Source organism: Pseudomonas sp. BN515, from assembly GCF_029873155.1.
Classification (GTDB): domain Bacteria; phylum Pseudomonadota; class Gammaproteobacteria; order Pseudomonadales; family Pseudomonadaceae; genus Metapseudomonas.
The window spans coordinates 32,079-57,354 of sequence record NZ_SSOH01000020.1 but is presented as its reverse complement, the minus strand read 5'-3'; the positions used below and the strand labels follow the sequence as shown (position 1 = coordinate 57,354).

Here is a 25,276-nt window from a genome sequence, read left to right as displayed (position 1 = left end):
AGCGCGCAGGCATGTGCCGGACAGACAAGCGCGACCAGGAGGACGAGATGATCACGGTAATGGGCGCCACCGGGCACACTGGTAAACGCATCGTCGAGCAACTGCTGAAGGCGGGTGAATCTGTACGCGCGCTGGGACGTTCCGCTGAACGCCTGGCCGATCTGCAGAAGGCCGGCGCCGAGGTGATGGCGGGAGAACCTTCCGATGCCGCCTACCTGACCGAAGCCTTTCGCGGCGCGAAGGCGATCTACACCCTGCTGCCCTACGACCCGACGGTAAGCGACTACCCGGCACAGCAGGCGGCGGTGGGCGAGGCCATAGTCCAGGCCATCCGTGCCAGTGGCGTGCGCAAGGTGGTGGCACTCTCCAGCGTCGGTGCCGATCTGGCCTCGGGCAACGGCCCCATCGCCAGCATGCACGACCAGGAACTGCGGCTGCGCGGGCTGACGGGTGTGGACGTGCTGATCCTGCGGGCCGGTGCATTCATGGAGAACCTGCTGCCGATGCTCTACGTGATCGAGCAACACGGCCTGGTGGCCGATGGCATGGAAGCGGACGTGCCGGTGCCGATGATCGCCGCCAAGGACATCGCCGACGCCGCCATCGATGCCCTGCTCGCCCGCAACTGGCATGGCGTGCAAGTGCGCGAGCTGCTGGGGCAGCGGGATATCAGCTACGGCGAATGCACGCGCATCCTCGGCCAACACCTGGGCCGGCCGGACCTGCCCTATGTGCAGGTGCCCTATGACGAGATGGCGGGGATGCTGCAGGAGGCCGGCTTCTCCACCAACCTGGCCGGGCTCTATGCCGAGCTGGCTCGCGGCATCAATGAACAGGCGGTGAAGTCCCTGGAAGGCCGGCGACCGGAGAACACCACGGCGACGTCGTTCGAGGCGTTCGTGGCGGAGATGGTGGGGTAATTCTTGGGCCACCCGCAGCGCAATCCTGCTCACATCGCTGTAGGGGCGAATTCATTCGCCAAGGGGGTCGCTCGGAGCTGGCCGCCCCCCTCACCCCCGGCCCCTCTCCCTGAAATGGAGAGGGGTGACTCCCGGCTCACCCACAGCGCAGTTCTGCTCGTTTCTCTGTAGGGGCGAATTCATTCGCCAAGCAGGCCGAAGGGCTGCCAATTCAGGGCCTGGCATCAGCTATTGGCGCAGGCGCTGGACTCTTTCAGGTAGGTCACGGACTTCTCTTCACCCTGGGAATCGACGTAGGTCATCTTCGCCTGGATGGTTTCGCAGGTCAGCGAGTTCGGTTCGTCGATGGAGATGACGCGGGCGACGTCCAGCGGCATGCCGTAGCTGTAGGGCACGGCGTCGGCGGACTCGGCGGCGAAGACGCTGCCACTGGCCAGAAGGGCGAGCAGCAGGCTGGTACTGGTGGAGATTGCGCGGTTCATGATGGAACTCCTGATTTGCCTTGGAAGGCCCTGTCATCGCCTGGCGATGCGTTCTCGGCCGATGTGCCAATTCGACTCCACTCACGACGCGTGAAAAAGACGGCTTTGCTGAAAGCGCTTTTCCGTGGCGCGTAACAATCCACGCCGCCCGACGGTCATATCCGCCTGGCTGGCCAGGTCTATCGTTCCCTGACCGGAAACGGCCACCAGGCGAGGATGCGGCCATGAACACCAGTGATCTGCTCGAACAATTGCTGCGGGCCGGACAGGCATCGACGGCGCAACGCGGTGGCGCCGGCATGGCGTCGCAAGATCCGCTGGGTGGGCTCGGCGGTCTGCTGGGTGGGCTCATGGGTGGCGGTGGTGGCCCCAACGCCGGGCTGGGCGGGCTATTCGGCGAAGTCCTCGGCGGAGGCCCGTGGGGCGGGTCTACCGATCGCAGCTCGATGGGCAGCGGCGGGCGCTCCGGCGGGATGAACTACGCCGCCCTCGCCTCCCTCGGCATGATGGCCTTCCAGGCTTACCAGGCCTGGCAGAGTCAGCAGGCCTCCGCGCCGCAGCAGGCCCTGCGCACCGTGGACCAGCTGTCCGGCGCCGAGGCCGATGACCACAGCCTGGCCATCCTTCGCGCGCTGATAGCCGCCGCCAAGGCGGACGGACGTATCGACGAACAGGAAAAGCAGGCCATCTACGCCGAGATCTCCCGGCACACCGACGACCTGCAATTGCAGGAATGGCTGGACGAAGAGGTACGCCGGCCGCTGGACGCCGCCGACGTGGCGCAGTCAGCTCGCGATCCGGGCATGGCTGCCGAGATGTATCTGGCGAGCGTGATGCTGGTGGACGACCAGCAAGCCGCCGAACGCACCTACCTGGATGAGCTGGCCTATCAGCTCAGGCTCGACGCTGAGCTGCAGGCGCATCTGGAGCAGCAGGCTGCGGGAACCGCCTAGGGATTGACCTGGTAACCACGCTGCTGCAGGCAACTCATGTAGGCCGATGAGGCTGTGCTGCTGGCCTGCTGGTTGGTGCGACGGTCTTGCCGGCGCTCCTGGCGCTGACGCGAGCCTCCGACCACCATCCCGGCTACTGCGGCGTCCTTGGCCTTTTCCTGCCGGTACTCCTGCTGCAGGTCGTCATCGATCCGGTCGTAGTCATTGCTGCGCGCCTGGCCGACGGCGGCACCCGCTATGGCGCCGGTAGCGGCCCCGCGGACACGGCCGCCGCTCGGGTTGGAGGTGGTGGTGCTCGTGGTGCTGCCGGCCTGGGCCTGGCAGTTGGCGATGTCCTGTTGGATCTGTTGCTGGGTCTGGCCCTGCAGCGGCACCACGGTTTCGGCGAAGGCGGGCGCGCAGATGAGCGAGGCGAGCAGGGTCCAGCGGCAAGGGGCGAAGGAGATCATGGAGGTGAGGCTCTCGAAGGAAGTGGATGGGGCCGACGTGTCTCCGACCATGTGGAGTTCAGTCTGGTTCGGCTCCGGGCAGCGCGACAGCGACGCCGACCAATGGGCGCGGTCCATCGGCTTCAGGTAGCCTTGCGCACCCGCTAACCTCTACGCAGCCAACCGCACCGAGCCAATCCATGTCCGACCTGCCACTCGATGAAATCGACCGCCAGCTGATCGCCGCCCTGCAGATCAACGCCCGCGAGAGCGTGGCCACACTGGCCCGGCGCCTGGGCATCGCGCGCACCACGGTGACTTCGCGTCTGGCACGGCTGGAGAAGGCGCAGGTCATCACCGGCTACGGCGTGCGCCTGGGCCGGCGCGTCGCCGATGGCGGCCTGCAGGCCTACGTGGGGATCACGGTGAAACCGCGCAGCGGCAAGGACGTGCTGCGGCGCCTGACCGGCATGGCGGAAGTGCAGGTGCTCTGCGCGGTGAGTGGCGAATTCGACTACGTCGCCTGGCTGCGCGCCGACTCCCCCGAGCGCCTCGACGAGCTGCTGGACCTGATCGGCAGCGTCGACGGGGTGGAGAAGACCACCACCTCCATCATCCTCAGTTGCAAGATCGACCGCGGCCAGCCGCTGGCGGCGCCAGCCACCTGACGCCGCCACGCCGACCTCCGATCAGAAGCGATCAAGCCGGAAAGGCGCCAGGTCCGGCAGGCTGTGCGACGGACCCGCCGTTGCCGGCAGCCCCGCCAGCCGGGCGATGTGCTCGGCGGTGATCGCGGCCTGAGTCAGCCCCAGGTGTTGGTGGCCGAAAGCGAGCAGCACCCGCCCCCCGCACACCCGGTCGATGATGGGCAGCGAGTCCGGCAGGGATGGCCGGAACCCCATCCAGGGGGTTGCCCCTTCGGCATTCAGTTCGCGACAGAACAGCCCCTTGCCGAGGCGGAGCAACTGCCAGGCGCGCTCCATGTTCGGTGATCGCGCCAAGCCGGCGAACTCAACGGTGCCGGCCAGACGCAGGCCATCGGCCATGGGCGACATGATGAACCTGCGCTCGAACGAGGTGACGGCGAACGGCAGCCTCCCGTGCTCGTGGGGCAACATCAGGTGATAGCCCCGCTCGGTATCCAGGGGTACCCGCTTGCCAGTCAGCCCGGACGTGAGCCCGGCCGAGTGTGCGCCGCAGGCGATCAGGACCTGGCGGGCCCGAACACTGGCCTCCTCTGTGCTCAGTACAACGCCGTCCGGGAGCAGGCGCCCACCGAGCACCCGCTGCCGGCGGAACACAACGCCCATCCTTTTGGCGGCTTCCACCAGTTCGCAGACCACCCGGTAGGGATCGATGAAGTGCCCGGTGCGAGGGAAGAACAGCCCGCCCCGTATCCGCTCGTTCAAGTGGGGCGCGGCGTCCCGCACGGCGCCGGACTCCCAGAAGTCCACCGGCACGCCCTGCCCAGCCATGCGCGCCTGGAGCGCTTCGAGCGCCTGGCGGGATTCGCGGCGCTCGTACATCAACAGGGAGCCGTCCTCCTTCAGCAGACCGGGGCGCTCGATGGTCGCCAGCAGCCGTTGCCAGGCACCCAGGCTGGCTTCGTTAAGCCCGCGCAGGCTGGCGACTGTGCGCCGGAATGGCGCCGGCCGCAGGTTGAGCAGCAGGCGCGTGAACCAGGGCAAGGCGAAGGGCAGGTACTTCCAGTCCAGACGCAGCGGGCCCATCGGGTCCATGAGCATCGCCGGCAGTCGTTTGAGGATCGACAGGTCGGCGATGGGAAAGACCTGCTCGGTGGCCAGGTGCCCGGCATTGCCGAACGAGGCCCCCTGCCCCGGCCCTTGCGGATCGATGACCAGGACACGCCTGCCCTGCCGGGCCAGTTGCAGGGCGCAGGCGACGCCGATGATGCCGGCGCCGACCACCGCGATATCGATCTCGGCCTGAGCGGGAATGGAAGCGTTTGGCATGAAGCTAGGCCTCCCTCTTGCCATCGAGCAGGCGCCGCAACCGCAGGGGATTGTCGTGCCTGAGCTCGCTGGGCAGCAGGCCATCCGGGAAGCCCTGATAGCAGACCGGACGCAGGAAGCGGCGGATCGCGGCGGTGCCTACCGAGGTGCTGCGCGTGTCCGAGGTGGCCGGGAACGGGCCGCCGTGGACCATGGCATCGCACACCTCGACGCCTGTCGGCCAGCCGTTGACCAGCACGCGGCCGGCCTTGAGCTCCAGAGTCGGCAGCAAGGCCCGGGCGGTGTCGAAGTCCGCCTCGTCCAGGTGCAGGGTCGCTGTGAGCTGGCCTTCGAGGTGCTCGGCGATCTCACATATCTGCGCCTCGTCACGGCACTGCACGATCAACGCGGCCGCACCGAAGACTTCGGCCTGCAATGCCGGGTCGGCCAGGAAGGCTTCGGCACAGGTGACGAACAGCTGCGCCTGGCAGCGGTTGGGACCATCGCCCGGCAGCCCGATGGCCACACTACGCACCTCAGCGTGCCCGGCCAGCGCGCCGGCGCCGGATTCGAAGGCGTCGAAGATGCCCGGCGTGAGCATGGTCTGTGCCGGGCTGCTCTGCAGTTGCTCGGCAGCCGCCGCGATGAAGGCATCCAGTGCCGCGCCCCGGCGGGCGATTACCAGGCCAGGGTTGGTGCAGAACTGGCCGGCACCCTGGGTCAGCGAGGCGATGAAGCCCTGAGCCAGGCCCGCGCCACGGGCCTGCAAGGCGGCGGGCAGCAGGAACACCGGGTTGATCGAACTCATCTCCGCATACACCGGGATCGGCTCCGGTCGGGCCTGCGCTGCCCGGCACAGGGCCAGGCCGCCGCTGCGCGAGCCGGTAAAGCCCACGGCCTTGATGCGCGGGTCGCTGACCAGGGCGATGCCCACCTCGCGCCCGGCACCGAACAGCAGCGAGAACACGCCCTCGGGCATGGCGCAACGTTCCGCGGCGCTGGCCACGGCACGCCCCACCAGTTCGCTGGTGCCGGGATGTGCGCCGTGGGCTTTCACTACCACCGGGCAGCCGGCCGCCAGCGCCGAGGCGGTGTCGCCGCCGGCCACGGAGAAGGCCAAGGGAAAGTTGCTGGCGCCGAACACCGCCACCGGTCCCAGGGGCACTTGGCGCTGGCGCAGGTCTGGGCGTGGCAGGGGCTGGCGATCCGGCTGGGCCGTGTCGACCCGCACATCCAGCCATTCACCCGCGCGCACGGTACGGGCAAAGGTGCGCAGCTGTTGGCAGGTGCGACCGCGCTCACCCTGGATCCGCGCCTGGGGCAGCCCGGTTTCGGCCACGGCGCGCTGGATCAGTTCGTCCCCTAGCGCTTCGATCTCCTCGGCGATGGTTTCGAGGAATCCGGCGCGTGCCTCCAGCGAGGTTTCCCGGTAGCCGGCGAAGGCGGCCCAGGCCAGGGCGCAGGCCTGCTCCACCTCGGCCTGGCTACCGCCCGGATAGGCGGGTTCGAGCGGGGTGTTGGTGGCGGGATCGATGGCGCGGATCGCTTCGCGGCTGCCAGTTACGGCCTGACGGCCGATCAGCATGTTGCCTGTCAGTTTCATGGTGCTTCCTGGTTGTACGGGGTGCGCTCCGCCGCGGAGCGGGTGCTCCGCGGCGGACCTGGGTCAGACGAGGTTCTGTTCCACCGACCAGTTGGCGTACCACTGGCGGAACAGCGCGTACTGCTGCTCGGCGTAGCGGCGCTGGGAATCGCTGAGCGCGTCGCTCTCGTTGAAGTGCAGGCTGTATTCGCGGTCGCCGTTGAGCACCATCAGGTACTTGTAGAAGAGCACCAGGTCGCAGCCCTCGTCGAAGGACGACAACACGTCCAGCGCCGCGCTCAGCTCCAAGGCGAGGCGACGCGCGCGGGTATCGCCCTTGGCGGCCTGCCGGCTCAGCGCCACCAGCTGGAGCACCTCGCGTGGCAGCACGTTGCCGATGCCGGTGATGGTGCCGGTGGCGTTGCAGTTGACGTAGCCGTGGAACACCTGGGTATCCACGCCGGCCATGAGGATCACGTCGTCGTCACGGGAGGTGATGTGCTCGGCGGCGTAGCGCATGTCGGCGGCGCCGCCGAACTCCTTGAAGCCGATCAGGTTGGAGAACTGGCCGCGCAGTTCGAAGAACAGGTCGGCGCGGGTGGAGAAGCTGTAGTAGGGGCTGTTGTAGATCACCGACGGCAACGCGGGGGCGGCGCTGAGCACGGCGGCGAAGTGGGCCTTCTGCGCGGCGGGCGAAGCGGCGCGGGAGAGCAGGCGTGGGATCACCATGAGCCCGTGGGCACCGACCTTGGCAGCGTGCGCGGCATGGGCAACCGCCTCGCGGGTGCTTACCGCACCGGTGCCGACGATGGTGGGTACGCCGGCCTTCACCAGGCGGGCCACGCCTTCCTGGCGCTGGGCTTCGCTGAGCAGCGGCCAGTCGCCCATGGAGCCGCAGTAGACCACCGCGCTCATGCCGATATCGACCAGCTCGCGGCCCTTGGCGACCAGGGCGTCGAAGTCCGGCGTGCGCTCGGCGGTGCACGGTGTCATCAGGGCGGGAATGCAACCGGTGAAGATGCTGTTGTTCATTGTTCTGCTCCTTGGTGCAGGGGGATGAAGAAGGCGTGGAGACTCAGATGCCCCACGCGAAGGGGTCCTGTTCGTCGATGAGCAGGGTGCTGTCGGCCGTCAGGTAGGCGCGGCCGGTGATGAAGGGACGGATGCGTTCTCCGTCCGGTTCGTAGCGGCCCTCGAAGCGGCTGCCTGTGATGCCCGCCTGGACCCAGGTCTGGCCGGGTGCGAGCTTTCCATCAGCCGCCAGGCACGCCAGCTTGGCGCTGGTACCGGTGCCGCAGGGCGAGCGGTCATAGGCCTTGCCCGGGCACATGACGAAGTTGCGGCTGTCGGCTTCGTCGTCATCAGCGAAGAGCTCGACGTGGTCGATCAACGCGCCGTCTTCACCGTGGATGCCTTGCGCTTCCAGTGCCCTGAGCATCGCCCAGGTGAACGCGGTCAGGGCTTCGACGTTGTCGAGTTGCAGCCGCTGGCCGTGTTCGGACACCAGGAAGAACCAGTTGCCGCCCCAGGCGATGTCGCCGTGGACAAGGCCGTGCCCGGGAACCTCGACCGGCACTTGCCGGCGGTACCGGTAGGCCGGCACGTTGCCGATGGTCACGGCACCGTCTTCATGCAGGGTGGCGCTGACCGTGCCCACCGGCGTGTCGATCCGGTGCTCGCCCGGGCCGATCAGCCCCAGGTGATGCAGGGAGGCGACCAGGCCGATGGTGCCGTGGCCGCACATGCCGAGGTAGCCGGTGTTGTTGAAGAAGATCACCCCGCACGTGGCGCCGGGTGAGACCGGCGGGCGGTACAGGGCGCCCACCAGTACGTCGTTGCCCCGTGGTTCGAGCAGGCAGGCACGACGCCAGTGATCATGCCGCTCGCGCAGTGCATCGCGCTGCTCTGCCAGGGTGTCGCCGGCCAGTTCGGGAAAGCCTTTCATCACCAGGCGGGTGGGTTCGCCGCCGGTGTGGGAGTCGATGACGTGTACGTGCTTCATGGGCTGGTCCATTCAGTGGCCGGGAAAGGTTCGGGAAAGGTGCTAGGCCATCAGCCGTTCGATGTCGTCCAGCAGGGCCCGCCCCACCCAGACGCCGTTGCGCTCGCTGCGTTGGCGGGCCGCGAAACGGCGCTGAGACGGCAGGCGGGCACCCTGGTCGGTGATGGCGGTGAACAGCTGCTCAGCGCGCCGCTGGCTTTCCTCCACTGCGCAGCCGAGGAAGCGGGCGGGGTCGAACGCCAGCAGCAGTTCGCCGTGGCAAGGCGTAGCGCCAGCACCCGCATCAAAGGCCAGGGACTCGGCGCTGGTCATGTCGCCGATCAGCGCGCCGGCCATGAGCTCGATCATGGCGGCGAGCGCCGAGCCTTTGTGTCCGCCGAAGGTCTGCATGGCCCCCTCCAGCGCGGCCCGCGCATCCGTGGTGGGCAGTCCCTCGGCATCCAGGCCCCAGCCCAGGGGAATGGGCTTGCCCTGACGGGCGTGCAGCTCGATATCGCCCCGCGCGATGGCGCTGGTGGCGAAATCGAAGACGAAGGGCTCACGATCCTTTCGTGGCCAGGCGAATGCCAGGGGGTTGGTGCCGAACACACCCCTGCTACCGCCCTCCGGCGCCACCCAGGCGTGGCTGGGGGTCATGGCCAGCCCGACCAGCCCTTCGGCGGCAATGGCTTCCACCTCCGGCCAGAGCGCGGAAAAGTGGAAGCAATTGCGGATCACCAGGGCGGCGACGCCCAGTTCACGGGCCTGCTCCACCAGCAGCGGCAGGCCGCTCTGAAACGCCAGCAGCGAATAGCCTCTGTGGGCGTCGACGCTGACGACGGCGGGCGCGGGCCGGCTCAGTGTCGGGCGTGCCAGCGGGTCGATCTTGCCGGAGCGCAGCGAATGCACGCACACCAGGACGCGGTAGAGGCCATGGGAGTGGCACTCGTCGCGCTGCCCCCGGGTGATGGTGTCGGCAATGGCGCGGGCATGGTCTTCGCCCATACCGTTGTGTGTCAGCGCGCGCGTCGCCAGGGCATGAACCTGGTCGAGGCTGAGGTTGATGAGGTCACTCATATCCGTACTCCTTTCGCGGGACATCAGGACGAGGCTTGGGTACGGGCCGTGGCCGGATGCAGGCCCGTCTCGGTGTCGGCACCCTCTTCGCTTTCATCCTCGCCACTGAGAACGATCAGGTGAGCCGGCACGCCGGTGGCTGCGCCCCAGTAGTAGATGGCGGTGGCACAGGCGGCCACGACGAGGGTATCGATGGGATGACCGAGCACGCCCAGGCCGCCGAAACTGCCGAGCCAGGAGAGCAGCAGGGTCGTGGCGTAGAAGCCGATCAGCCAGGCGGACGAGCGCACCTGCTGGGCGATGCTCAGGTGCTCGGTGGGTACGAAGCGCCGGCACAGCAGGTAGATCACGAACATCAGGATCTGCAGGCCCAGCAGCCAGGACACGGTGCTCCAGCCTGACCAGTAGACGATCAACGCCGCGATGACGAAGGACAGTGGCCCCATCACGCCCAGGCCCCTTACCCGGAATGGGCGCGGCATATCGGGGGCGTTGCGGCGCAGGGCGGCGACGGTCACCGGTGCCACGGCGTAGCTCAGCACCAGCGCGGCCGACACCACGTTGATCAGGGCCTCCCAGGAAGGGAACGGCAGGGTCCAGAACACCGACAGGGCGAAGGTCAGCCAGAGCGCCGGACGCGGGATGCCGGACTTTTCGTCTACCCGGGTGAAGATCCTGAAGAAGGTGCCGGTCTGGGCCCAGCCATAGACGACTCGGGGCGTGGCATTCATGTAGATGTTGCCGCAACCGCTGGGTGAGATCACCGCATCGGCGACCACCAGGTAGGCCAGCCAGCCCACGCCGAGGACCAGGGCGATGTCCCGGTACGGCAGGGCGAACTCTTTGGAGATACCGGCCCAGCCGTTGGCCAGCATTTCCGTGGGCACGGCGCCGAGGAAGGCCAGTTGCAACAGAACGTAGATGGCGGTGGAGAGCAGGACCGAAAGGATCAGCGCGATAGGGATGGTGCGCTGCGGGTTCTTCACCTCGCTGGCCACCGAGATGATCGGCGTAAGCCCCAGGTAGGCGAAGATGATGCCGCCTGCGGAGACCGCCATCTCGATGCCCGAAAGGCCAAAGGGTGCGAAGCCCTGGACTGCGAAGTTCTCCGGCTTGAAGAAGGCGAACAGCACGCCGATGACCAGCAGCGGCACGATGAACTTGAACACGCTGACCAGGTTGTTGGCCCTGGCGAATGTCTTCACGCTGCGGTAGTTGAGCCAGAAGAACAGGCACAGCAGGCCGAACTGCACGAGCCAGCCGAGGAGGGTCGGGGCGCTGGAGCCTGCCTCGGTCAGCGACGGGAACCAGGCCGCCGCGTACTGACGTGAGGCGACCACTTCGATCGCCACCAGACTGGAGAAGGCAATCAGGGTGATGAACCCCATCAGGTAGCCCAGCAGCGGGCCATGGGAGAACACCGGATAGCGCACCACGCCGCCGGCACGCGGCAGCGCTGCACCCAGTTCGCAATAGATGATGCCGAGCAGGAGTACGGCGAAACCGCCGAGGAACCAGGAGATGATCCCCGCCGGCCCGGCGATCGCCGAGACGTGGCTGGCCGCGAATAGCCAACCGGAGCCGAAGATGGCACCTAGACCGATGAAGGTCAGGTCCATCAACGAGAGCTGCTTCTTGAATTTTCCAGACATGGCGTCGCCTTCTTGTGAGTTATTGGATGGGCTGGTGGATTGCCATTCGGGGCGTGGATCGGCGTGTGAATGCTGCCCCTTGGTGAGTGCGTATTCCCTGGGTTCGCCGACCGGGGCGATGGCCATAGAGTGGACGGGCGACGCGCCTTCGCGCTTGATGCCTTTCCCCGCTTCGGGTGACGAAATCAGCACAGTCCGGACAGCGACGCAGCCCGTTCCGGTTCGCGCTCGACAGGCCGCTGGCCCTGGGGCAAGCTGCCGGCTGGGCATCGCCGGCCAACCTTGGGGAGGATGGAAATGATGTCGCGTAGCGCACTGGCGGCACTCTGCTCAGAGAGCGACCTGAAGCGCCCCGAAACCATGGATGAACTGCTGGCGAGCGTGCGGATGCTGCTGCCGATGCTGGATGCGATTTCCAGCGCGGCGATCTTCATCAAGGACGCCCAGGCCCGTTACGTCATGGCCAATCGCACGCTGGTCCAGCGCTGTGGCGTGAAGCCCCTTCTGGGCAAGACCAGCGCCGAGGTGTTCCCCGCACAGTTCGGCCCTGGCTACACCGAGCAGGACCGGCGGGTGCTGGAACAGGGCCAGGTGCTGGAAGACCAATTGGAGCTGCACCTGTATGGCAGTCGGGAACCGGGCTGGTGCCTGACGCACAAGCGCCCTCTGCTTAGTCGCGCAGGCGAGATCATCGGCCTGGCGGGCATCTCGATGGACCTGCAGTCCGCCAGTCATACGCACCCAGCCTATGAGCGTCTTGCCGCAGTGGACGAGCACATCCGCACGCACTTCCACGAGCCCATCACGCTGGACACGCTGACGCAGATCGCCGGCATCTCCGTCGCCCAACTGGAACGCTACTGCAAGCGTGTGTTCCACCTGACGCCACGACAGATGATCAACAAGGTGCGGCTCGAGCACGCCCATCGTTTGTTGCAGACCGATCTGCCGATCACGGAAGTCGCCCTGCAGTGCGGCTACACCGACCACAGCGCATTCAGCCGGCAGTTCAAGCTGCTGACCGGGTTCACACCCCGACAGTATCGACAAGCGACCGCGGCCAGCAGATAGCGCAACATGGGCGGGTGCAGCCCTTCGCGAGCAAGCTCACCCTACGGGTACTTCTCTCGCCGACTAGCCTGGGAAAGGGACGCGTGAAGCAGATTCGTCACTATTAACTTTTCTGTCGTCACTTTGTATTACCAGCGCTCCAAATGACGACACTTTGCGTCTTATGGACGAAAACGACGCTCCCTAGAATGGCCCCACCGCGCCCAACGGGCCGCTCTTCCACAAGCCTTCAAGGTCCAGCATGAACAACAACAATCGTCACCCCGCCGACGGCAAGAAACCCATCACCATCTTCGGTCCGGACTTCCCCTTCGCCTTCGATGACTGGATTCAGCATCCGGCCGGCCTGGGCAGCATTCCCGCCGAGCATCATGGTGCCGAGGTGGCCATCGTCGGTGCCGGTATCGCCGGCCTGGTAGCGGCCTACGAGCTGATGAAGCTGGGCCTGAAACCCGTGGTGTACGAAGCCTCGAAAATGGGCGGGCGCCTGCGTTCGCAAACCTTCGAAGGCACCGACGGCATCATCGCCGAGCTGGGCGGCATGCGCTTCCCGGCCTCCTCCACCGCCTTCTACCACTACGTGGACATGCTGGGTCTCAAGACCCAGCCCTTCCCCAACCCGCTGACACCGGCCTCGGGCAGCACGGTCATCGACCTTGAGGGCAAGACCTACTACGCCGAGAAGATGGCCGACCTGCCGGCACTCTTCCAGGAAGTGGCCGACGCCTGGGCCGATGCGCTGGAAGACGGCGCCCGCTTCGGCGACATCCAGCAGGCCATTCGCGATCGCGACGTGAAGCGCCTGAAGGAGCTGTGGGACACCCTGGTGCCGCTCTGGGACGACCGCACCTTCTACGACTTCGTGGCCAGCTCCAAGGCCTTCGCCAAGCTGTCCTTCCACCACCGCGAGGTGTTCGGCCAGGTGGGCTTCGGCACCGGCGGCTGGGACTCGGACTTCCCGAACTCGATGCTGGAAATCTTCCGCGTGGTGATGACCGCCTGCGACGACAACCAGCACCTGATCGTCGGCGGCGTGCAGCAGGTGCCCATGGGCATCTGGCGCCACGTCCCCGAGAAATGCGTGCACTGGCCGGCGGGCACCAGCCTGGCGTCCCTGCACAACGGCGCGGCCCGCCCCGGCGTGAAGCGCATCGCCCGCGCCGCCGATGGCCGCATCGCCGTCACCGACAACTGGGGGGACACCCGCCACTACGCGGCGGTGCTCGCCACCTGCCAGAGCTGGCTGCTGACCACCCAGATCGAGTGCGAGGAATCGCTGTTCTCGCAGAAGATGTGGATGGCCCTGGACCGCACCCGCTACATGCAGTCGTCCAAGACCTTCGTGATGGTCGACCGCCCGTTCTGGAAGGACAAGGACCCGCAGACCGGCCGCGACACCCTGAGCATGACCCTCACCGACCGCCTCACCCGCGGCACCTACCTGTTCGACAACGGCGACGACAAGCCGGGCGTGATCTGCCTGTCGTACTCCTGGATGAGCGATGCGCTGAAGATGCTGCCGCACCCGGTGGAGAAACGCGTGAAGCTGGCCCTGGACGCGCTGAAGAAGATCTACCCGGACGTGGACATCGCCAGCCACATCATCGGCGACCCCATCACCATTTCCTGGGAATCCGACCCGCATTTCCTCGGCGCCTTCAAGGGCGCGCTGCCGGGTCACTACCGCTACAACCAGCGCATGTACGCGCACTTCATGCAGGACGACATGCCCGCCGAGCAGCGCGGCATCTTCATCGCCGGTGACGACGTGTCCTGGACCCCGGCCTGGGTGGAAGGAGCGGTGCAGACCTCGCTCAACTCGGTATGGGGCATCATGAAGCACTTCGGCGGCAGCACCCCGGCCGAGAACCCCGGCCCGGGCGACTGCTTCGCCGAGCTCGGCCCCATCGCCCTGCCGGACTGACTCAGGAGACGTCCATGCGCATCGCCCTCTATCAGTGCCCGCCCCTGCCGCTGGAGCCTGCGGCCAACCTCGACCGCCTGCGCCAGCGGGCGGCCGAGGCGGCCCGGCGCGGCGCGGCGCTGCTGGTCACACCGGAGATGTACCTCAGCGGCTACAACATCGGACTGGAAGCGGTCAGCCACCTGGCGCAGGCCGCCGACGGCGACTGGGCCGAGCAGGTAGCCGGAATCGCCCGCGAGCATGGCGTTGCCCTGCTCTACGGCTACCCGGAGCGCAGCGCCGAGGGACACATCTACAACTCGGTGCAACTGATCGATGCGCAGGGCCAGCGTCTTGGCAATTACCGCAAGACCCACCTCTTCGGTGAGCTGGACCGGAGCATGTTCAGTGCCGGCGGTGACGACTATCCGCTGCTGGAACTGAACGGCTGGAAGCTGGGGATGCTGATCTGCTACGACGTGGAGTTCCCGGAAAACGTGCGGCGCCTGGCCCTGGCCGGCGCTGACGCGATTCTGGTGCCGACCGCCAACATGGAGCCGTACGACTTCGTCTGCGACGTGCTGGTGCGCACCCGTGCCTTCGAAAGCCAGTGCTACCTGGCCTACGCCAACTACTGCGGCGCTGAAGGGGAGATCCGCTACTGCGGCCTCTCCAGCGTTTCCGCACCGGACGGCAGCCAGGCCGCTATCTGCGGCCGCGAGGAGACCCTGGCCTTCGCCGACCTCAAGCGGGACAAGCTGGAGGCTTCGCGGCAGAGCCTGACCTACCTCAGGGATCGGCGGGCGGAGTTGTATCGCCCATTGCTGTAGTTGGGCTGAAATCCTGTAGGGGCGAATTCATTCGCCAAGCAGGCCGCAGGGCTGCCTTGCAATGCGTTGGGGCAGCTTCGCTGCCCTTGGCGATTGAATTCGCCCCTACAAGTTTTGCCATCAGGTCAGTGAAGCATGCGGCCCGGTGAGGTAATCCAGCAGTCGGAACAGGGTCGGCGCCAGGGCGCTGCAGTGGGGGAAGCCATCGCGGATGGCGGCCGCATCCTCCACCGAGCCGGACAGTTCCAGGTCCGCCGCGCAGGCGTCCAGCATCGCCTCGATGCTTTCCGGGGTGCCTTCCAGATGGCATTGCAGGGCGATGGCGCGCTCTTTCCAGACGAAGCCCTGGTTGGCGCAGGCCGCCGAGCCATAGAGCGGGATGGCGCCCGCCGGCAGGTCGAAGGTCTCGCCGTGCCAATGCATCGCCAGCAGACGCTGGGGCAACATGCGGCCCAACGGGGAGCGGTCCGCTTCGGGGCGTTTTTCCATGGGCCACCAGCCGATCTCCGCCTCGCCCTTGCGCACCTCGGCCCCCAGCGCCTGGGCCAGGAGCTGGCCGCCCAGGCAGATACCGAGTATCCGCTTGCCGGCATCCAGCGATTTGCGGATCAGTTTCTTCTCAGCCTTGAGCCAGGGCAGTGCTTCCTCGTCATGCACGCTCATGGGACCGCCCATGACGATCAACAGGTCGAAGTCATCAGGCTTGGGCAGGCGCGCATCGGCGTAAAGATTGAACACCTGCACCTTGGCAGCGCGCAGGTCGAGCCATTGGCTGATGCGGCCGGGGCCTTCGAAAGGAGCGTGCTGCAGGATGGCGACGCGCATGTCAGGCAATCTCCAGGGGGTTGCTCTTGGCCAGTGCGAAGGCGCGGTTCAGGCGCTTGAGCATTTCATCGACATTGGCGCGGCTTACGGTCAGCGCCGGAGTGAAGCGCAGGCAGTCCGGCTGCGGCGCGTTGATCAGCAGCCCTTCATTGAGGGCATGGCGGGCCACCAGCGGCGCGGACTGATGGATCAGCGGCAGGCCGACCATCAAGCCGTGGCCACGCAGGGGACCATGGCCGTGACGGCGGGACACCCGCGCCAGGCCTTCGCGCAGGTGCTGGGCCACATCGCGCACCTGCTCCATGAAGCCCGGCTCCAGCACGGTGTCCAGCACCGCCAGGCCGGCGGCGGTCATCAGGGCGTTGCCGTGGTAGGTGCCGCCCTGCTCGCCCGGCTCGAAGCAGCAGGCGTTGCCACGGGCCAGCAGCGCCGCCAGGGGCACACCGCCGCCCAGGCCCTTGCCAAGGGTGATGATGTCGGCGCGGATGCCGTACAGCTCTTCGGCCAGCAGGGTGCCGCAACGGCCGATGCCGGTCTGCACTTCGTCGAGGATCAGCAACACACCCCGTTCGCGGCACAGGCGCTCGGCTCCCTGCAGGTAATCCAATGTGGCGGGCACGACGCCGGCCTCGCCCTGAACCGGCTCCAGCATCACGGCAACGGTTTGCTCATCCACCGCGGCGGCCAGGGCTTCGAGATCGTTGTAGGGGACCTTGGTGAAACCGGGTACCTTGGGTTCGAACAGCGCTTCGAAGGCCGGTTTGCCGGACGCGGACATGGCCGCCAGGGTGCGGCCGTGGAAGCTGTTGCAGGCGGTGACGATGCGATGGGCGCCGCCCCGATGCAGCTGGCCCCACTTGCGCGCCAGCTTGATGGCGCCTTCGTTGGCCTCGGCGCCGCTGTTGAGGAAGTAGACCTGGTCGCTGCCGCTGGCCTGGCACAAGCGCGAGGCCAGTTCGAGCATGCCGCGGTTGTAATAGGCCGGGCCGGGGTTGATCAGGCTTTCTGCCTGTCGCTTGAGGGCGTCCACCACCACGCTGGGGCTGTGGCCCAGGCTGTTGACCGCCCAGCCCTGGGTGAAGTCCAGGTAGGCGCGGCTTTCGGAGTCCCAGAGCCAGGAACCCTGGCCACGCACGAAGAGCTGCGCCGGGCGTTCCACGGTCTTCATCAGGCGCAGGCTGGCGAGAGGGTCACGCATGCTCGGGGACCTTTTCGTGGCGGTATTCGACGCTCAGCAGGCGCAGGCCGTCCGGGCTCTGCTCGAGGATTCGGCGCACTTCGCGACGTCGTTCGATGTGCAGGCTGAAGCCGTCCTCACGGGGGAAACGCGCGCGGAGCTCGCGGGTCAACTCGACGTAGCGCGCCTGGCTGACACTGAGTTCCGCCAGCAATACGTCCTCGCGGTGCAGGCTGATGCGGTAGTCACTCATGCGCGCATCCCCTCCAGCGGCAGCCCCTGCAGGCGGGCTTTCCAGTCTTCGACAAGACCGCTGCTCAGGCGGCGCGCGGCCGTGTCGCGCCAGCGTGTGGACAGCGCTTCGCACTGCTGCAACTGCTGCAGGCCGGCGTGCTCCAGCGGGTAGTGGAAGAAGCTCTGGATGGCGTGGGCGACGGTCAGGCCGGGGTAGCTGCGCTGGATCAGTTCCAGGGCGTCTTCACGGCTGACGAAGCCCGGTCGCAGGACGCGGTAGAACCAGCCACAGCGGCCGCTCTCCTGCACCTGCTCGGGCAGGCCGGGAATGCCCCAGCGGCGGCTCAGGCGATAGCAGGGCGAACGCGGTTGGCTGACCTGGATGAATGCCTGGCCCCAGCGGAAGATATCGCCGATGCACACCTGGTCTTCGGTCAGGCCGTAGGTGGACAGGTTTTCGCCAAAGCTCGGCGCCTGCCAGTCGAGGTGACGGTAATGCTTGCGCCAGTAGCGGTAGTGTTCAGCGGGGTAGTGATGCAGGGCGCGTTCAGGGCCGCCATGGAATCGCGGGTCACCCTGTTCGTCGCTGCCCAGGCCCTGGGGCCAGAGCCAGAGGCGGTGGTCGATCGGCAGCTTGTCGATTGCACTGGACAAGCCGCCCCCTATATCTTCGGCTTTACCTATGAAAACCCCATTGACGACTAACGCAGACATTCGCCCTCTCCAGCGCGAGAAACAGTCTCTACGCAGCATAGGCTATGGGCTTGTGGCACTCCGGGCCATTTCGATTTTCCAGCTTTATCGATAAGTAACGCTTATGGATTTTCGCCAGCTTCGCTACTTCGTCGCGCTTTACGAGGAAGGTCATGTGGGCCGCGCCGCCGAGCGCCTGAGCCTGTCGCAACCGGCGCTTTCGCAGCAGATCCGCCAGTTGGAACAGGGCCTGGACGTCAGCTTGTTCCAGCGCAGCGGCAAGCGCCTGCTGCCAACGCTCGCCGCTCACACCCTGTACAACCACGCCCTGCCGCTGCTGGACGGCCTGGAACGCGCCCGCGAGGCCTTGCGCAGCTTCCGTGGCCAGTCGCCGCGCAGCCTGGCCATCGGCGTGCTACAGACAGTCAATGCGTCGCTGGTACCAATGCTGCTGGAGCGCCTGCGCGAGGCGCAGCCGCAACTGGTGGTGCAGATCTACGAACTGTCTGGCCTGGATATTGAGCGGCGCTTGCTCACCGGCAACCTGGACATCGGCATCGGCTTCCTGCCACCGCGCCAGCCGGGGCTGCACAGCCTGTTGCTGTACGAGGACGAACTGCAGCTGGTGATTCCCAATGAACACCCGCTGAAGGAGTTCAAGAAGGTGTCGCTGAGCCAGGCTTCCGAGCTGCCGATGCTGCTTCTGGGTGAGGAATTCCGCGTGCGGCAGATCTGGCAGGAGCAACTCGCCCTGCTCGGTCGGCGCCCCCACGTGCAGGCGGAGCTGAACCATATGGCCGGCATCCTCGACAGCCTGCCGCACACCATGCTGGCTACTGTCCTGCCCGGCCGTGCAAGGCAGATGCACGCCAACCAGGGCCTGCTGTGGAAGCCACTGAGTGAGCCACGGGTGCCATTGAAGGTGGGATTGGTGTTTCGCGATGCGCAGCGTCAACAAGCGACCCTGGAACTGCTGCGCTCGCTGTTGGAAGGCGTGATCGGCCCGAAGGAACCGCTGCTCTAGGATTTCCGGGATGCAGAAAAAGAAAAACCCCGCCGAAGCGAGGTTTTGCAGACTGTGTCCCGACATCCCTGATCTGACCGCCATCCTGGCGGAATTCCGGCGTATCCCTGTTTTTCAGTGCGCTTCCTGCGCGACGTCCAATGGAGTGAAGATTAATCCCGCTCGCTTGGGCCCGAAAGGAGTTATAGCCACCAGCGCGTGTAAGCCAATGCTTACACGATTTAGCGATTAATCCTGGGAGTCTTATTGCAACCGAAGGTGCAACCAAGCAAGCGATCGGTTGGTCTTGGTTTGGGCACGGTGCTCTTGTTAGACTCGTTTTGTCCTACAAGAACAACAGACCCCGACAAGGCGGTCCCAGGGTCAACCATGCGCCAAGTCGTTACTGCCCTCTCCTGTCTGGCGGCCGTTGCCGCCGGTTTCGCATTCGCCGGTGGCCAGGATCGCCTGGCCGATCCCAAGGCCGCGGTCGAGCAGGCCTTCTGGCAACAGCTCTATGCAAACGGCGGCACCACCCTCTATTGCGGCAAGGCCTTCAGCAGCCCCGGTGGCCTATTGAGCGCCAGCCCGGTGTACAGCACCAAGCAGATCAAGAGCGCCTTGCGCTGCATCACCGACAGCCAGTGCCAGACGGCCAACCCGCAATATCCCTACATGCTTGCCGACCTGCACAACCTCTACCCGGACCAGTCGCGCATCGAACTCGCGCGACGCAACGCCCTGTTCGGCACTGTGGGCGATGGCGGTCAGAGCACATTGGCCGATTGCGACTTCAAATCCGCGTACCAACTGGTGGAGCCCCGCGACGCCGCCAAGGGCAACGTGGCACGGGCGATCTTCTATATGCGTACCGAATACGGCCTGCCCATCGTCGGGCAGCTGCAGATGTTCCAGCAGTGGAACCGCCTGGACCCGGTGGACGACGAGGAACGCGCTCGCAACAGCCGTATCGAGGCCCTCCAGGGTAACCGCAATCGCTACATCGACGATCCGAGCCTGGCGGATTCGCTGCAGCCGTGATGGCCCCTTGTGGGAGCAGTACCCGCTTTTCGTAGGTTGGGTAGAGCTTGCGAAAGCCAACGCGGCGGACTCACCCCACGCCGTTGGGCCTCGTTCCTCGGAACCAACCTACGGGGCCGCGGTGCGGCCCATCGCGAATGAATTCGCCCCTACAGAAAGGCATCCCAGAAAAAACAAAGCCCCGCGAGTGCGGGGCCTTGTCATTGCGGAGTGCCGATCAGAACTGCTCGGCGTCCAGCAGGTAGAGCGACTCGCTGCCGGCCTTCACCGAGGCGGTCAGGGAGTGGATGCGCGGCAGCAGGCGGGCGAAGTAGAAGCGCGCGGTGCCGAGCTTGCTGGCGTAGAAGTCGTCCTGACCTTCCTTGCCCAGGGCAGCGCGAGCCATCAGGGCCCACATGTAGGCGTAGGCGGTGTAGCCGAACACGTGGAGGTATTCCACCGAGGCGGCACCGATCTCGTTCGGGTTGTTCTTCGCGCGGTCCAGGACCCAGGCGGTCAGCTCGTCGAGGTTGGCGACGGCAGCTTTCAGCGGCTCGGTGAACTCGGCCAGCTCGGCGGAAGCGCCATTGGCGAAGGCTTTGATCTCATCGGCGAAGTGCTTGTAGAACGCGCCACCGCTGGCCACGACTTTGCGGCCCACCAGGTCGAGCGCCTGGATGCCGTTGGTGCCTTCGTAGATCTGGGTGATGCGCACGTCACGCACCAGTTGCTCCTGGCCCCACTCGCGGATGAAGCCGTGACCGCCGAAGACCTGCTGGCCGTGGACGGTGGTTTCCAGACCGAGGTCGGTGAGGAACGCCTTGGCCACCGGGGTCAGCAGGGCGACCAGCTCCTCCGCACGTTTACGGATGGTGGCATCTTCGCTGTACTTGGCGGTGTCGAGCTGCATGGCGACGTAGCTGGAGAAGGCACGACCGCCTTCGTTGGCCGCTTTCATGGTCAGCAGCATGCGACGCACGTCCGGGTGGACGATGATCGGGTCAGCAGCCTTTTCCTTGGCAACCGGACCGGTCGGCGCGCGGCTCTGGATACGCTCGCGGGCGTATTCCACGGCGCTCTGGTAGGAACGCTCGCCGGAGGCCAGGCCCTGGATACCCACGCCAAGACGCTCGTAGTTCATCATGGTGAACATGGCGGCCAGGCCCTTGTTCGGGGCGTCGACGATGTAGCCGGTGGCGCCGTCGAAGTTCATCACGCAGGTGGCCGAGCCCTTGATGCCCATCTTGTGTTCGATGGAACCACAGGACACGGCGTTCTGCTCGCCCAGGGAGCCATCGGCGTTGACCATCACCTTCGGCACGAGGAACAGCGAGATGCCCTTGGGACCTGCCGGGGCGTCAGGCAGCTTGGCCAGTACCAGGTGGATGATGTTCTCGGTCAGGTCGTGCTCGCCACCGGTGATGAAGATCTTGGTGCCGGTGATCTTGTAGCTACCGTCGGCCTGGGGTTCGGCCTTGGTGCGGATGATGCCGAGGTCGGTACCGGCATGCGGTTCGGTCAGGCACATGGAGCCGGACCAGACACCCGCGTACATGTTCGGCAGGTACTTTTCCTTCAGCTCTTCGCTGGCGTGGGCGTTGATCGACAGGCAGGCGCCGGCGGTCAGCATCGGGTACAGGCCGAAGGACAGGTTGGCCGCGTTGACCATCTCTTCCACCTGGGCGGAGATGACCTTGGGCATGCCCATGCCGCCGAAGACGGGGTCACCGCCCACGCCGACCCAGCCACCTTCGGCGTAGGTCTGGTAGGCCGCAGGGAAACCGGCCGGGGTGCTCACGGCACCATCTTTCCACTGGCAGCCTTCTTCGTCGCCACTGCGGTTCAGCGGGGCGATCACGCCGCCGGTGACCTTGCCGGCTTCTTCCAGGATGGCGGAGGCGGTGTCGGCGTCGACCACTTCGGCCAGGGCAGGCAGCTCAGCCCAGAGCTTGGCGACCTCGAAGACTTCATTGAGGACGAAGCGCATATCGCGCAGGGGCGCTTTGTAGTCAGCCATTGCAAACCTCGTAATCACTCACAGGTGGCCAGTGGGGCCGGTTTCACGGATAGACCCGGAGTGTACATGAACAACTTTTTAGAGACATAGTGTCACTTAGTGACCATATAGTCTCATCCAGTCACGCACCCCGATATAAAGGAAAAGGCCCGCTCCAGGCGGGCCTTCGACCGTCCATCGGCGGGGTCAGAGCGAGAAGTTCTCTGCCGGCAACTGCATCAGGCAATCGCTGCCCGCCTCCACCGCCGCCCGGTGGGCCTCGGTGCGCGGCAGCAGGCGCTTGAAGTAGAAATCGCAGGTCGCCAGCTTGGTCTGATAGTAGGCGCTGTCGCCCTCGCCCGCCTGTAGCTTGGCTTCAGCCACCAGGGCCATGCGTAGCCAGAACCAGGCCAGGGTGATGTAGCCGGAGTACATGAGGTAGTCGAGGGCGGCGGCGCCGACTTCGTCCGGGTTCTTCATGGCGGCCATGCCGACCTTCTGGGTCAGCTCGCCCCACTGCTGGTTGAGACGCGCCAGCTCGGCCACCTGTGCCTTGAAGCGCGGATGTTCAGCCTGGGCCTGGCAGAACTTGTGGATCAGTTTGGTGAAGCCGCGCAGCAGCTTGCCCTGGCTGCCCAGCACCTTGCGGCCCAGCAGGTCGAGCGCCTGGATGCCGTTAGTGCCCTCATAGATCGGGGCGATGCGGCAATCGCGCACCAGCTGTTCCATCCCCCATTCGCGGATGTAGCCGTGGCCGCCGAACACCTGCATGCCGAGGTTGGTGGCTTCAAGGCCGGAATCAGTCATGAAGGCCTTGCAGATCGGGGTGAGGAAGGCGAGCAGGTTCTCGGCTTCTTCGCGCTGCTCGGCGCTGTCGCTGCGATGGGCGATGTCCAGCTGCTGGGCGGTGAAGTAGGCCAGGGCGCGGTTGCCCTCATTGAAGGCCTTCATGGTCAGCAACATGCGACGCACATCGGGGTGCACGATGATCGGGTCGGCCGGCTTGTCCGGTGCCTTGGGCCCGGTGAGGGCGCGCATCTGCAGGCGGTCATTGGCATAACGCACGGCGCCCTGGTAGCTGGCTTCGCCGAGGCAGAGGCCTTGCATGCCGGTGCCCAGGCGGGCGTGGTTCATCATGGTGAACATGCAGTTCAGGCCCTTGTTGGCTTCGCCGATGAGGAAGCCCGTGGCGCCGTCGAAGTTCATCACGCAGGTGGCAGAAGCCTTGATGCCCATCTTGTGTTCGATGGAGCCGCAGGACACGGCGTTGCGCTCGCCAACGCCCTCTTCGGACGGGAGGAACTTGGGCACGATGAACAGCGAAATGCCCTTGGTGCCCGCCGGTGCATCGGGGAGCTTGGCCAGCACGAGGTGGATGATGTTCTCGCTCATGTCGTGTTCGCCGGCGGAGATGAAAATCTTGGTGCCGGAGATCGCATAGCTGCCGTCGGCCTGGGGCACGGCGCGGGTCTTGATGATGCCAAGGTCGGTGCCGCAATGGGGCTCGGTGAGGCACATGGTGCCGGTCCAGCGGCCTTCGGTGAGACGGGTCAGGTAGGTCTGCTTCTGCTCTTCGGTGCCGTGGGCGTGGATGGCCGACATGGCGCCGTGGGTAAGGCCCGGGTACATGGCCCAGGATTGGTTGGCCGAGGCGACCATCTCGCTGATGATCAGCCCGAGGGAATGGGGCAGGCCCTGGCCACCATAGGCTGGGTCCGCCGCCAGGCCGTTCCAACCGCCTTCGACGTACTGGGCGAAGGCTTCCTTGAAGCCCTTGGGCGTGGTCACCACGCCGTCGCGCCACTGGCACTCTTCTTCATCGCCGGAACGGTTGATGGGCGAGAGCACCTGTTCGCAGAACCTGGCGCCTTCTTCGAGGATGGCGGCAACCATGTCCGGGGTGGCGTCACTGGCGCCCAGCGCCGCGTAGCTGGCCGGGTAGTCGAAGACTTCGTCGATGAGGAAACGGATGTCGCGCAGCGGGGCCTTGTATTCGGGCATGGCAGGTTCTCCTTGTGAGGGCAGCACTCGATCGTCCGACCCTACTTTGCACCCACCTCCCCTACAACGACGCTACCGCTGCTGAATGGAGCGTCATAACCGGCCGCCTCAGCTACTGACGGTCTTTTTCACCCGCACCGCCCCCCGGCGATTCTCGCCATGGCGGAAGACCCGATTGCGCCCAGCGCTCTTGGCACTGTAGAGCGCCTGGTCGGCAGCCTTGATGACTTCTTCCGGGGTGCGCTGTTCGGCATCCCGTTCGGCCACCCCGATGCTGATGGTCACCGACACGGTCTGCCCGCTGGCGGCCCCACGCTTGGCACGACCGGTGTCGTCACTCTTCGGCCGGCTGTCCTGGTCGCGCAGGTGCATCTGGTACTGCTCGATGGCCTGGCGCACGGCTTCCAGGTGAGGCATGCACTCTTCCACCGACTTGCCGGGGAAGAGGATGGTGAATTCCTCGCCGCCGTAGCGGTACGCCTTGCCACCGCCGCCCACCTTGCGCAGACGACTGGCCACCAGGCGCAGCACCTGGTCGCCCACATCGTGGCCATAGGTGTCGTTGAATTTCTTGAAGTGGTCGACGTCGGTCATCGCCAGCACGTAGTTGCGCCCGAGGCGCCGTAGACGCTCGTTCAGCGCGCGGCGGCCGGGTAATCCGGTGAGTTCGTCGCGGAAGGCCATCTGGTAGGCCTCATGGGCCACGGACGCGGTGAGCGCGAGCATCACCAGGCTGCTCATTACGTGGAGCGCGTGGGGCAGCAGGAAGGTCTTGGGCAACATCCACAGCAGGCCGACCAGTCCGAGCAATTGAGCCGCATGCTGCGGCCGCGGCTGGCGCAGGTAGGTGACCAGCACCGCCACCAGGGCGACGACGAACGCCAGGTAGGCCAGTTGCACCAGGGTCATCCAGCTGCCGTGGAGCAGGGGCCAGTGGATCTGCCCGATGAAGCCCAGCAGCGCGTCCGGGTAGTTGCTGCCCAGTGCCACTGTCACGCCGAGCACGGCCACCAGCACCGCACCACGGGCGACAAAATCCTGCAGCAGGTGCGTGCGTTCCTCCCAGCAGCCATACAGGCCGTAGAGCGTGGGCAGCAGCAGGCTGGCGAGATGGAAGACCAGTCCGGCGTCCTCTCTCACCACCCGCTCGGCCTGGTAGTAATCGACCTGGGTATCGAGCTGGTAGTAGGCCAGGTAGACCACCAGCAGCAGCGCCACCTGGCGCACTCGGCCATACGCCGAGCAGAAGGCGCCGCCCAGCAACAGGAGCAAGGTGGGCAGCACGTTGAAGAGGGAGGTGAAGAACTCGTTCATCCCCGACAGCGAGCCCACCACCCCGCCCCCGACCACCAGCAGCAAGGGAGGCAGGAAATGGCTGACGCGATAAGACACACGAGGCCGCACGGGGTCTGATCCTGGGATTCGAAAGACGGGGAAATATCGAGATGGCGATATGATTGCACAGCCGCGAGACATGCGCACAGGGCGGCGCTGCG

The 25,276-nt window shown here is 66.1% G+C and carries 23 protein-coding genes; 8 read left to right on the top strand and 15 right to left on the bottom strand.

Going from position 1 to position 25,276, the window contains the following annotated elements; genetic code table 11:
* Positions 1 to 47: 47 nt before the first annotated feature.
* Positions 48 to 920 carry an NmrA family NAD(P)-binding protein gene (locus tag E8E91_RS04975; RefSeq protein ID WP_280374859.1) on the top strand — a complete coding sequence of 291 codons (873 nt, stop codon included), beginning with the start codon at positions 48 to 50 and terminating at the stop codon, positions 918 to 920.
* Positions 921 to 1,144: 224 nt separating this feature from the next.
* Here the strand turns inward: E8E91_RS04975 and E8E91_RS04970 are convergent, their stop codons facing one another.
* A complete protein-coding gene (locus tag E8E91_RS04970) occupies positions 1,145 to 1,402 on the bottom strand; it encodes a DUF2790 domain-containing protein (RefSeq protein ID WP_280365771.1) in 258 nt (85 codons plus the stop codon).
* Between the two features lie 224 nt (positions 1,403 to 1,626).
* On the opposite strand from E8E91_RS04970, the gene E8E91_RS04965 reads away from it, so the two are divergent.
* Positions 1,627 to 2,355: a tellurite resistance TerB family protein gene (locus E8E91_RS04965; protein WP_280374858.1), complete on the top strand. Its 729-nt coding sequence runs from the start codon at positions 1,627 to 1,629 to the stop codon at positions 2,353 to 2,355.
* Here the strand turns inward: E8E91_RS04965 and E8E91_RS04960 are convergent.
* On the bottom strand, positions 2,352 to 2,804 hold the full coding sequence (locus tag E8E91_RS04960) for a YMGG-like glycine zipper-containing protein (RefSeq protein WP_280365906.1): 453 nt from the start codon (positions 2,802 to 2,804) through the stop codon (positions 2,352 to 2,354). The genes E8E91_RS04965 and E8E91_RS04960 overlap by 4 nt on opposite strands.
* A 179-nt stretch (positions 2,805 to 2,983) precedes the next feature.
* Here E8E91_RS04960 and E8E91_RS04955 point away from each other — a divergent pair, with 179 nt between their 5' ends.
* Positions 2,984 to 3,451 carry an Lrp/AsnC family transcriptional regulator gene (locus E8E91_RS04955; RefSeq protein WP_280374857.1) on the top strand — a complete coding sequence of 156 codons (468 nt, stop codon included), beginning with the start codon at positions 2,984 to 2,986 and terminating at the stop codon, positions 3,449 to 3,451.
* A gap of 21 nt (positions 3,452 to 3,472) precedes the next feature.
* Here the strand turns inward: E8E91_RS04955 and E8E91_RS04950 are convergent, their stop codons facing one another.
* The 6 genes from E8E91_RS04950 to E8E91_RS04925 form a co-directional block, all read right to left on the bottom strand.
* Entirely contained in the window at positions 3,473 to 4,756 is a 1,284-nt protein-coding gene (locus E8E91_RS04950) for an FAD-dependent oxidoreductase (protein WP_280374856.1), read from the bottom strand.
* A gap of 4 nt (positions 4,757 to 4,760) precedes the next feature.
* Complete coding sequence (locus E8E91_RS04945; RefSeq protein WP_280374855.1) at positions 4,761 to 6,338, bottom strand: aldehyde dehydrogenase (NADP(+)); 1,578 nt, start codon at positions 6,336 to 6,338, stop codon at positions 4,761 to 4,763.
* 63 nt (positions 6,339 to 6,401) lie between these two features.
* Entirely contained in the window at positions 6,402 to 7,349 is a 948-nt protein-coding gene (locus E8E91_RS04940; protein ID WP_280374854.1) for a dihydrodipicolinate synthase family protein, read from the bottom strand.
* 43 nt (positions 7,350 to 7,392) lie between these two features.
* A complete protein-coding gene (locus tag E8E91_RS04935) occupies positions 7,393 to 8,319 on the bottom strand; it encodes a 4-hydroxyproline epimerase (protein WP_280374853.1) in 927 nt (308 codons plus the stop codon).
* Positions 8,320 to 8,361: 42 nt separating this feature from the next.
* Positions 8,362 to 9,375, bottom strand: coding sequence for an Ldh family oxidoreductase (locus E8E91_RS04930; protein ID WP_280374852.1), 1,014 nt, complete (start codon positions 9,373 to 9,375; stop codon positions 8,362 to 8,364).
* A gap of 23 nt (positions 9,376 to 9,398) precedes the next feature.
* Positions 9,399 to 11,027 (bottom strand): APC family permease, encoded by a 1,629-nt coding sequence (locus tag E8E91_RS04925; protein ID WP_280374851.1) that lies wholly within the window; start codon positions 11,025 to 11,027, stop codon positions 9,399 to 9,401.
* Between the two features lie 300 nt (positions 11,028 to 11,327).
* Between E8E91_RS04925 and E8E91_RS04920 the strand changes: the two genes are divergently transcribed.
* The 3 genes from E8E91_RS04920 (at position 11,328) to E8E91_RS04910 (ending at position 14,831) form a co-directional block, all read left to right on the top strand.
* On the top strand, positions 11,328 to 12,098 hold the full coding sequence (locus E8E91_RS04920) for an AraC family transcriptional regulator (protein WP_280374850.1): 771 nt from the start codon (positions 11,328 to 11,330) through the stop codon (positions 12,096 to 12,098).
* A 241-nt stretch (positions 12,099 to 12,339) separates the two neighbouring features.
* Positions 12,340 to 14,022 (top strand): NAD(P)/FAD-dependent oxidoreductase, encoded by a 1,683-nt coding sequence (locus E8E91_RS04915; protein ID WP_280374849.1) that lies wholly within the window; start codon positions 12,340 to 12,342, stop codon positions 14,020 to 14,022.
* A gap of 14 nt (positions 14,023 to 14,036) precedes the next feature.
* On the top strand, positions 14,037 to 14,831 hold the full coding sequence (locus E8E91_RS04910; protein WP_280374848.1) for a carbon-nitrogen hydrolase family protein: 795 nt from the start codon (positions 14,037 to 14,039) through the stop codon (positions 14,829 to 14,831).
* 120 nt (positions 14,832 to 14,951) lie between these two features.
* Here the strand turns inward: E8E91_RS04910 and E8E91_RS04905 are convergent, their stop codons facing one another.
* From E8E91_RS04905 to E8E91_RS04890, 4 genes are read right to left on the bottom strand one after another with little or no spacing between them, the layout of a single operon-like run.
* On the bottom strand, positions 14,952 to 15,656 hold the full coding sequence (locus E8E91_RS04905) for a type 1 glutamine amidotransferase (RefSeq protein WP_280374847.1): 705 nt from the start codon (positions 15,654 to 15,656) through the stop codon (positions 14,952 to 14,954).
* Position 15,657: 1 nt separating this feature from the next.
* Complete coding sequence (locus E8E91_RS04900) at positions 15,658 to 16,854, bottom strand: acetylornithine transaminase (protein ID WP_280374846.1); 1,197 nt, start codon at positions 16,852 to 16,854, stop codon at positions 15,658 to 15,660.
* Complete coding sequence (locus E8E91_RS04895) at positions 16,847 to 17,086, bottom strand: hypothetical protein (protein WP_280374845.1); 240 nt, start codon at positions 17,084 to 17,086, stop codon at positions 16,847 to 16,849. Before E8E91_RS04895 ends, E8E91_RS04900 begins: the two co-directional genes overlap by 8 nt.
* A complete protein-coding gene (locus tag E8E91_RS04890) occupies positions 17,083 to 17,781 on the bottom strand; it encodes an MOSC domain-containing protein (RefSeq protein ID WP_280374844.1) in 699 nt (232 codons plus the stop codon). The genes E8E91_RS04895 and E8E91_RS04890 overlap by 4 nt, the downstream gene beginning before the upstream one ends.
* Before the next feature lie 103 nt (positions 17,782 to 17,884).
* Here E8E91_RS04890 and E8E91_RS04885 point away from each other — a divergent pair, with 103 nt between their 5' ends.
* Positions 17,885 to 18,784, top strand: a complete 900-nt coding sequence (locus E8E91_RS04885) for a LysR substrate-binding domain-containing protein (protein WP_280374843.1) — start codon at positions 17,885 to 17,887, stop codon at positions 18,782 to 18,784.
* 369 nt (positions 18,785 to 19,153) lie between these two features.
* On the top strand, positions 19,154 to 19,804 hold the full coding sequence (locus E8E91_RS04880) for an endonuclease (protein ID WP_280374842.1): 651 nt from the start codon (positions 19,154 to 19,156) through the stop codon (positions 19,802 to 19,804).
* A gap of 217 nt (positions 19,805 to 20,021) precedes the next feature.
* Here the strand turns inward: E8E91_RS04880 and E8E91_RS04875 are convergent, their stop codons facing one another.
* The 3 genes from E8E91_RS04875 to E8E91_RS04865 all read right to left on the bottom strand — a co-directional run bounded on the left by E8E91_RS04875 (position 20,022) and on the right by E8E91_RS04865 (position 25,184).
* A complete protein-coding gene (locus E8E91_RS04875) occupies positions 20,022 to 21,800 on the bottom strand; it encodes an acyl-CoA dehydrogenase C-terminal domain-containing protein (RefSeq protein WP_280374841.1) in 1,779 nt (592 codons plus the stop codon).
* Between the two features lie 186 nt (positions 21,801 to 21,986).
* On the bottom strand, positions 21,987 to 23,780 hold the full coding sequence (locus E8E91_RS04870; RefSeq protein ID WP_280374840.1) for an acyl-CoA dehydrogenase C-terminal domain-containing protein: 1,794 nt from the start codon (positions 23,778 to 23,780) through the stop codon (positions 21,987 to 21,989).
* 108 nt (positions 23,781 to 23,888) lie between these two features.
* On the bottom strand, positions 23,889 to 25,184 hold the full coding sequence (locus tag E8E91_RS04865) for a GGDEF domain-containing protein (protein ID WP_280374839.1): 1,296 nt from the start codon (positions 25,182 to 25,184) through the stop codon (positions 23,889 to 23,891).
* Positions 25,185 to 25,276 lie beyond the last annotated feature (92 nt).

What these genes read in the sequence shown, in the direction of transcription:
- E8E91_RS04975 (WP_280374859.1), top strand. Translation starts at nt 48, where the DNA reads ATGATCACGGTAATGGGCGCCACCGGGCACACTGGTAAACGCATCGTC.
- E8E91_RS04970 (WP_280365771.1), bottom strand. Translation starts at nt 1,402, where the DNA reads ATGAACCGCGCAATCTCCACCAGTACCAGCCTGCTGCTCGCCCTTCTG.
- E8E91_RS04965 (WP_280374858.1), top strand. Translation starts at nt 1,627, where the DNA reads ATGAACACCAGTGATCTGCTCGAACAATTGCTGCGGGCCGGACAGGCA.
- E8E91_RS04960 (WP_280365906.1), bottom strand. Translation starts at nt 2,804, where the DNA reads ATGATCTCCTTCGCCCCTTGCCGCTGGACCCTGCTCGCCTCGCTCATC.
- E8E91_RS04955 (WP_280374857.1), top strand. Translation starts at nt 2,984, where the DNA reads ATGTCCGACCTGCCACTCGATGAAATCGACCGCCAGCTGATCGCCGCC.
- E8E91_RS04950 (WP_280374856.1), bottom strand. Translation starts at nt 4,756, where the DNA reads ATGCCAAACGCTTCCATTCCCGCTCAGGCCGAGATCGATATCGCGGTG.
- E8E91_RS04945 (WP_280374855.1), bottom strand. Translation starts at nt 6,338, where the DNA reads ATGAAACTGACAGGCAACATGCTGATCGGCCGTCAGGCCGTAACTGGC.
- E8E91_RS04940 (WP_280374854.1), bottom strand. Translation starts at nt 7,349, where the DNA reads ATGAACAACAGCATCTTCACCGGTTGCATTCCCGCCCTGATGACACCG.
- E8E91_RS04935 (WP_280374853.1), bottom strand. Translation starts at nt 8,319, where the DNA reads ATGAAGCACGTACACGTCATCGACTCCCACACCGGCGGCGAACCCACC.
- E8E91_RS04930 (WP_280374852.1), bottom strand. Translation starts at nt 9,375, where the DNA reads ATGAGTGACCTCATCAACCTCAGCCTCGACCAGGTTCATGCCCTGGCG.
- E8E91_RS04925 (WP_280374851.1), bottom strand. Translation starts at nt 11,027, where the DNA reads ATGTCTGGAAAATTCAAGAAGCAGCTCTCGTTGATGGACCTGACCTTC.
- E8E91_RS04920 (WP_280374850.1), top strand. Translation starts at nt 11,328, where the DNA reads ATGTCGCGTAGCGCACTGGCGGCACTCTGCTCAGAGAGCGACCTGAAG.
- E8E91_RS04915 (WP_280374849.1), top strand. Translation starts at nt 12,340, where the DNA reads ATGAACAACAACAATCGTCACCCCGCCGACGGCAAGAAACCCATCACC.
- E8E91_RS04910 (WP_280374848.1), top strand. Translation starts at nt 14,037, where the DNA reads ATGCGCATCGCCCTCTATCAGTGCCCGCCCCTGCCGCTGGAGCCTGCG.
- E8E91_RS04905 (WP_280374847.1), bottom strand. Translation starts at nt 15,656, where the DNA reads ATGCGCGTCGCCATCCTGCAGCACGCTCCTTTCGAAGGCCCCGGCCGC.
- E8E91_RS04900 (WP_280374846.1), bottom strand. Translation starts at nt 16,854, where the DNA reads ATGCGTGACCCTCTCGCCAGCCTGCGCCTGATGAAGACCGTGGAACGC.
- E8E91_RS04895 (WP_280374845.1), bottom strand. Translation starts at nt 17,086, where the DNA reads ATGAGTGACTACCGCATCAGCCTGCACCGCGAGGACGTATTGCTGGCG.
- E8E91_RS04890 (WP_280374844.1), bottom strand. Translation starts at nt 17,781, where the DNA reads ATGTCTGCGTTAGTCGTCAATGGGGTTTTCATAGGTAAAGCCGAAGAT.
- E8E91_RS04885 (WP_280374843.1), top strand. Translation starts at nt 17,885, where the DNA reads ATGGATTTTCGCCAGCTTCGCTACTTCGTCGCGCTTTACGAGGAAGGT.
- E8E91_RS04880 (WP_280374842.1), top strand. Translation starts at nt 19,154, where the DNA reads ATGCGCCAAGTCGTTACTGCCCTCTCCTGTCTGGCGGCCGTTGCCGCC.
- E8E91_RS04875 (WP_280374841.1), bottom strand. Translation starts at nt 21,800, where the DNA reads ATGGCTGACTACAAAGCGCCCCTGCGCGATATGCGCTTCGTCCTCAAT.
- E8E91_RS04870 (WP_280374840.1), bottom strand. Translation starts at nt 23,780, where the DNA reads ATGCCCGAATACAAGGCCCCGCTGCGCGACATCCGTTTCCTCATCGAC.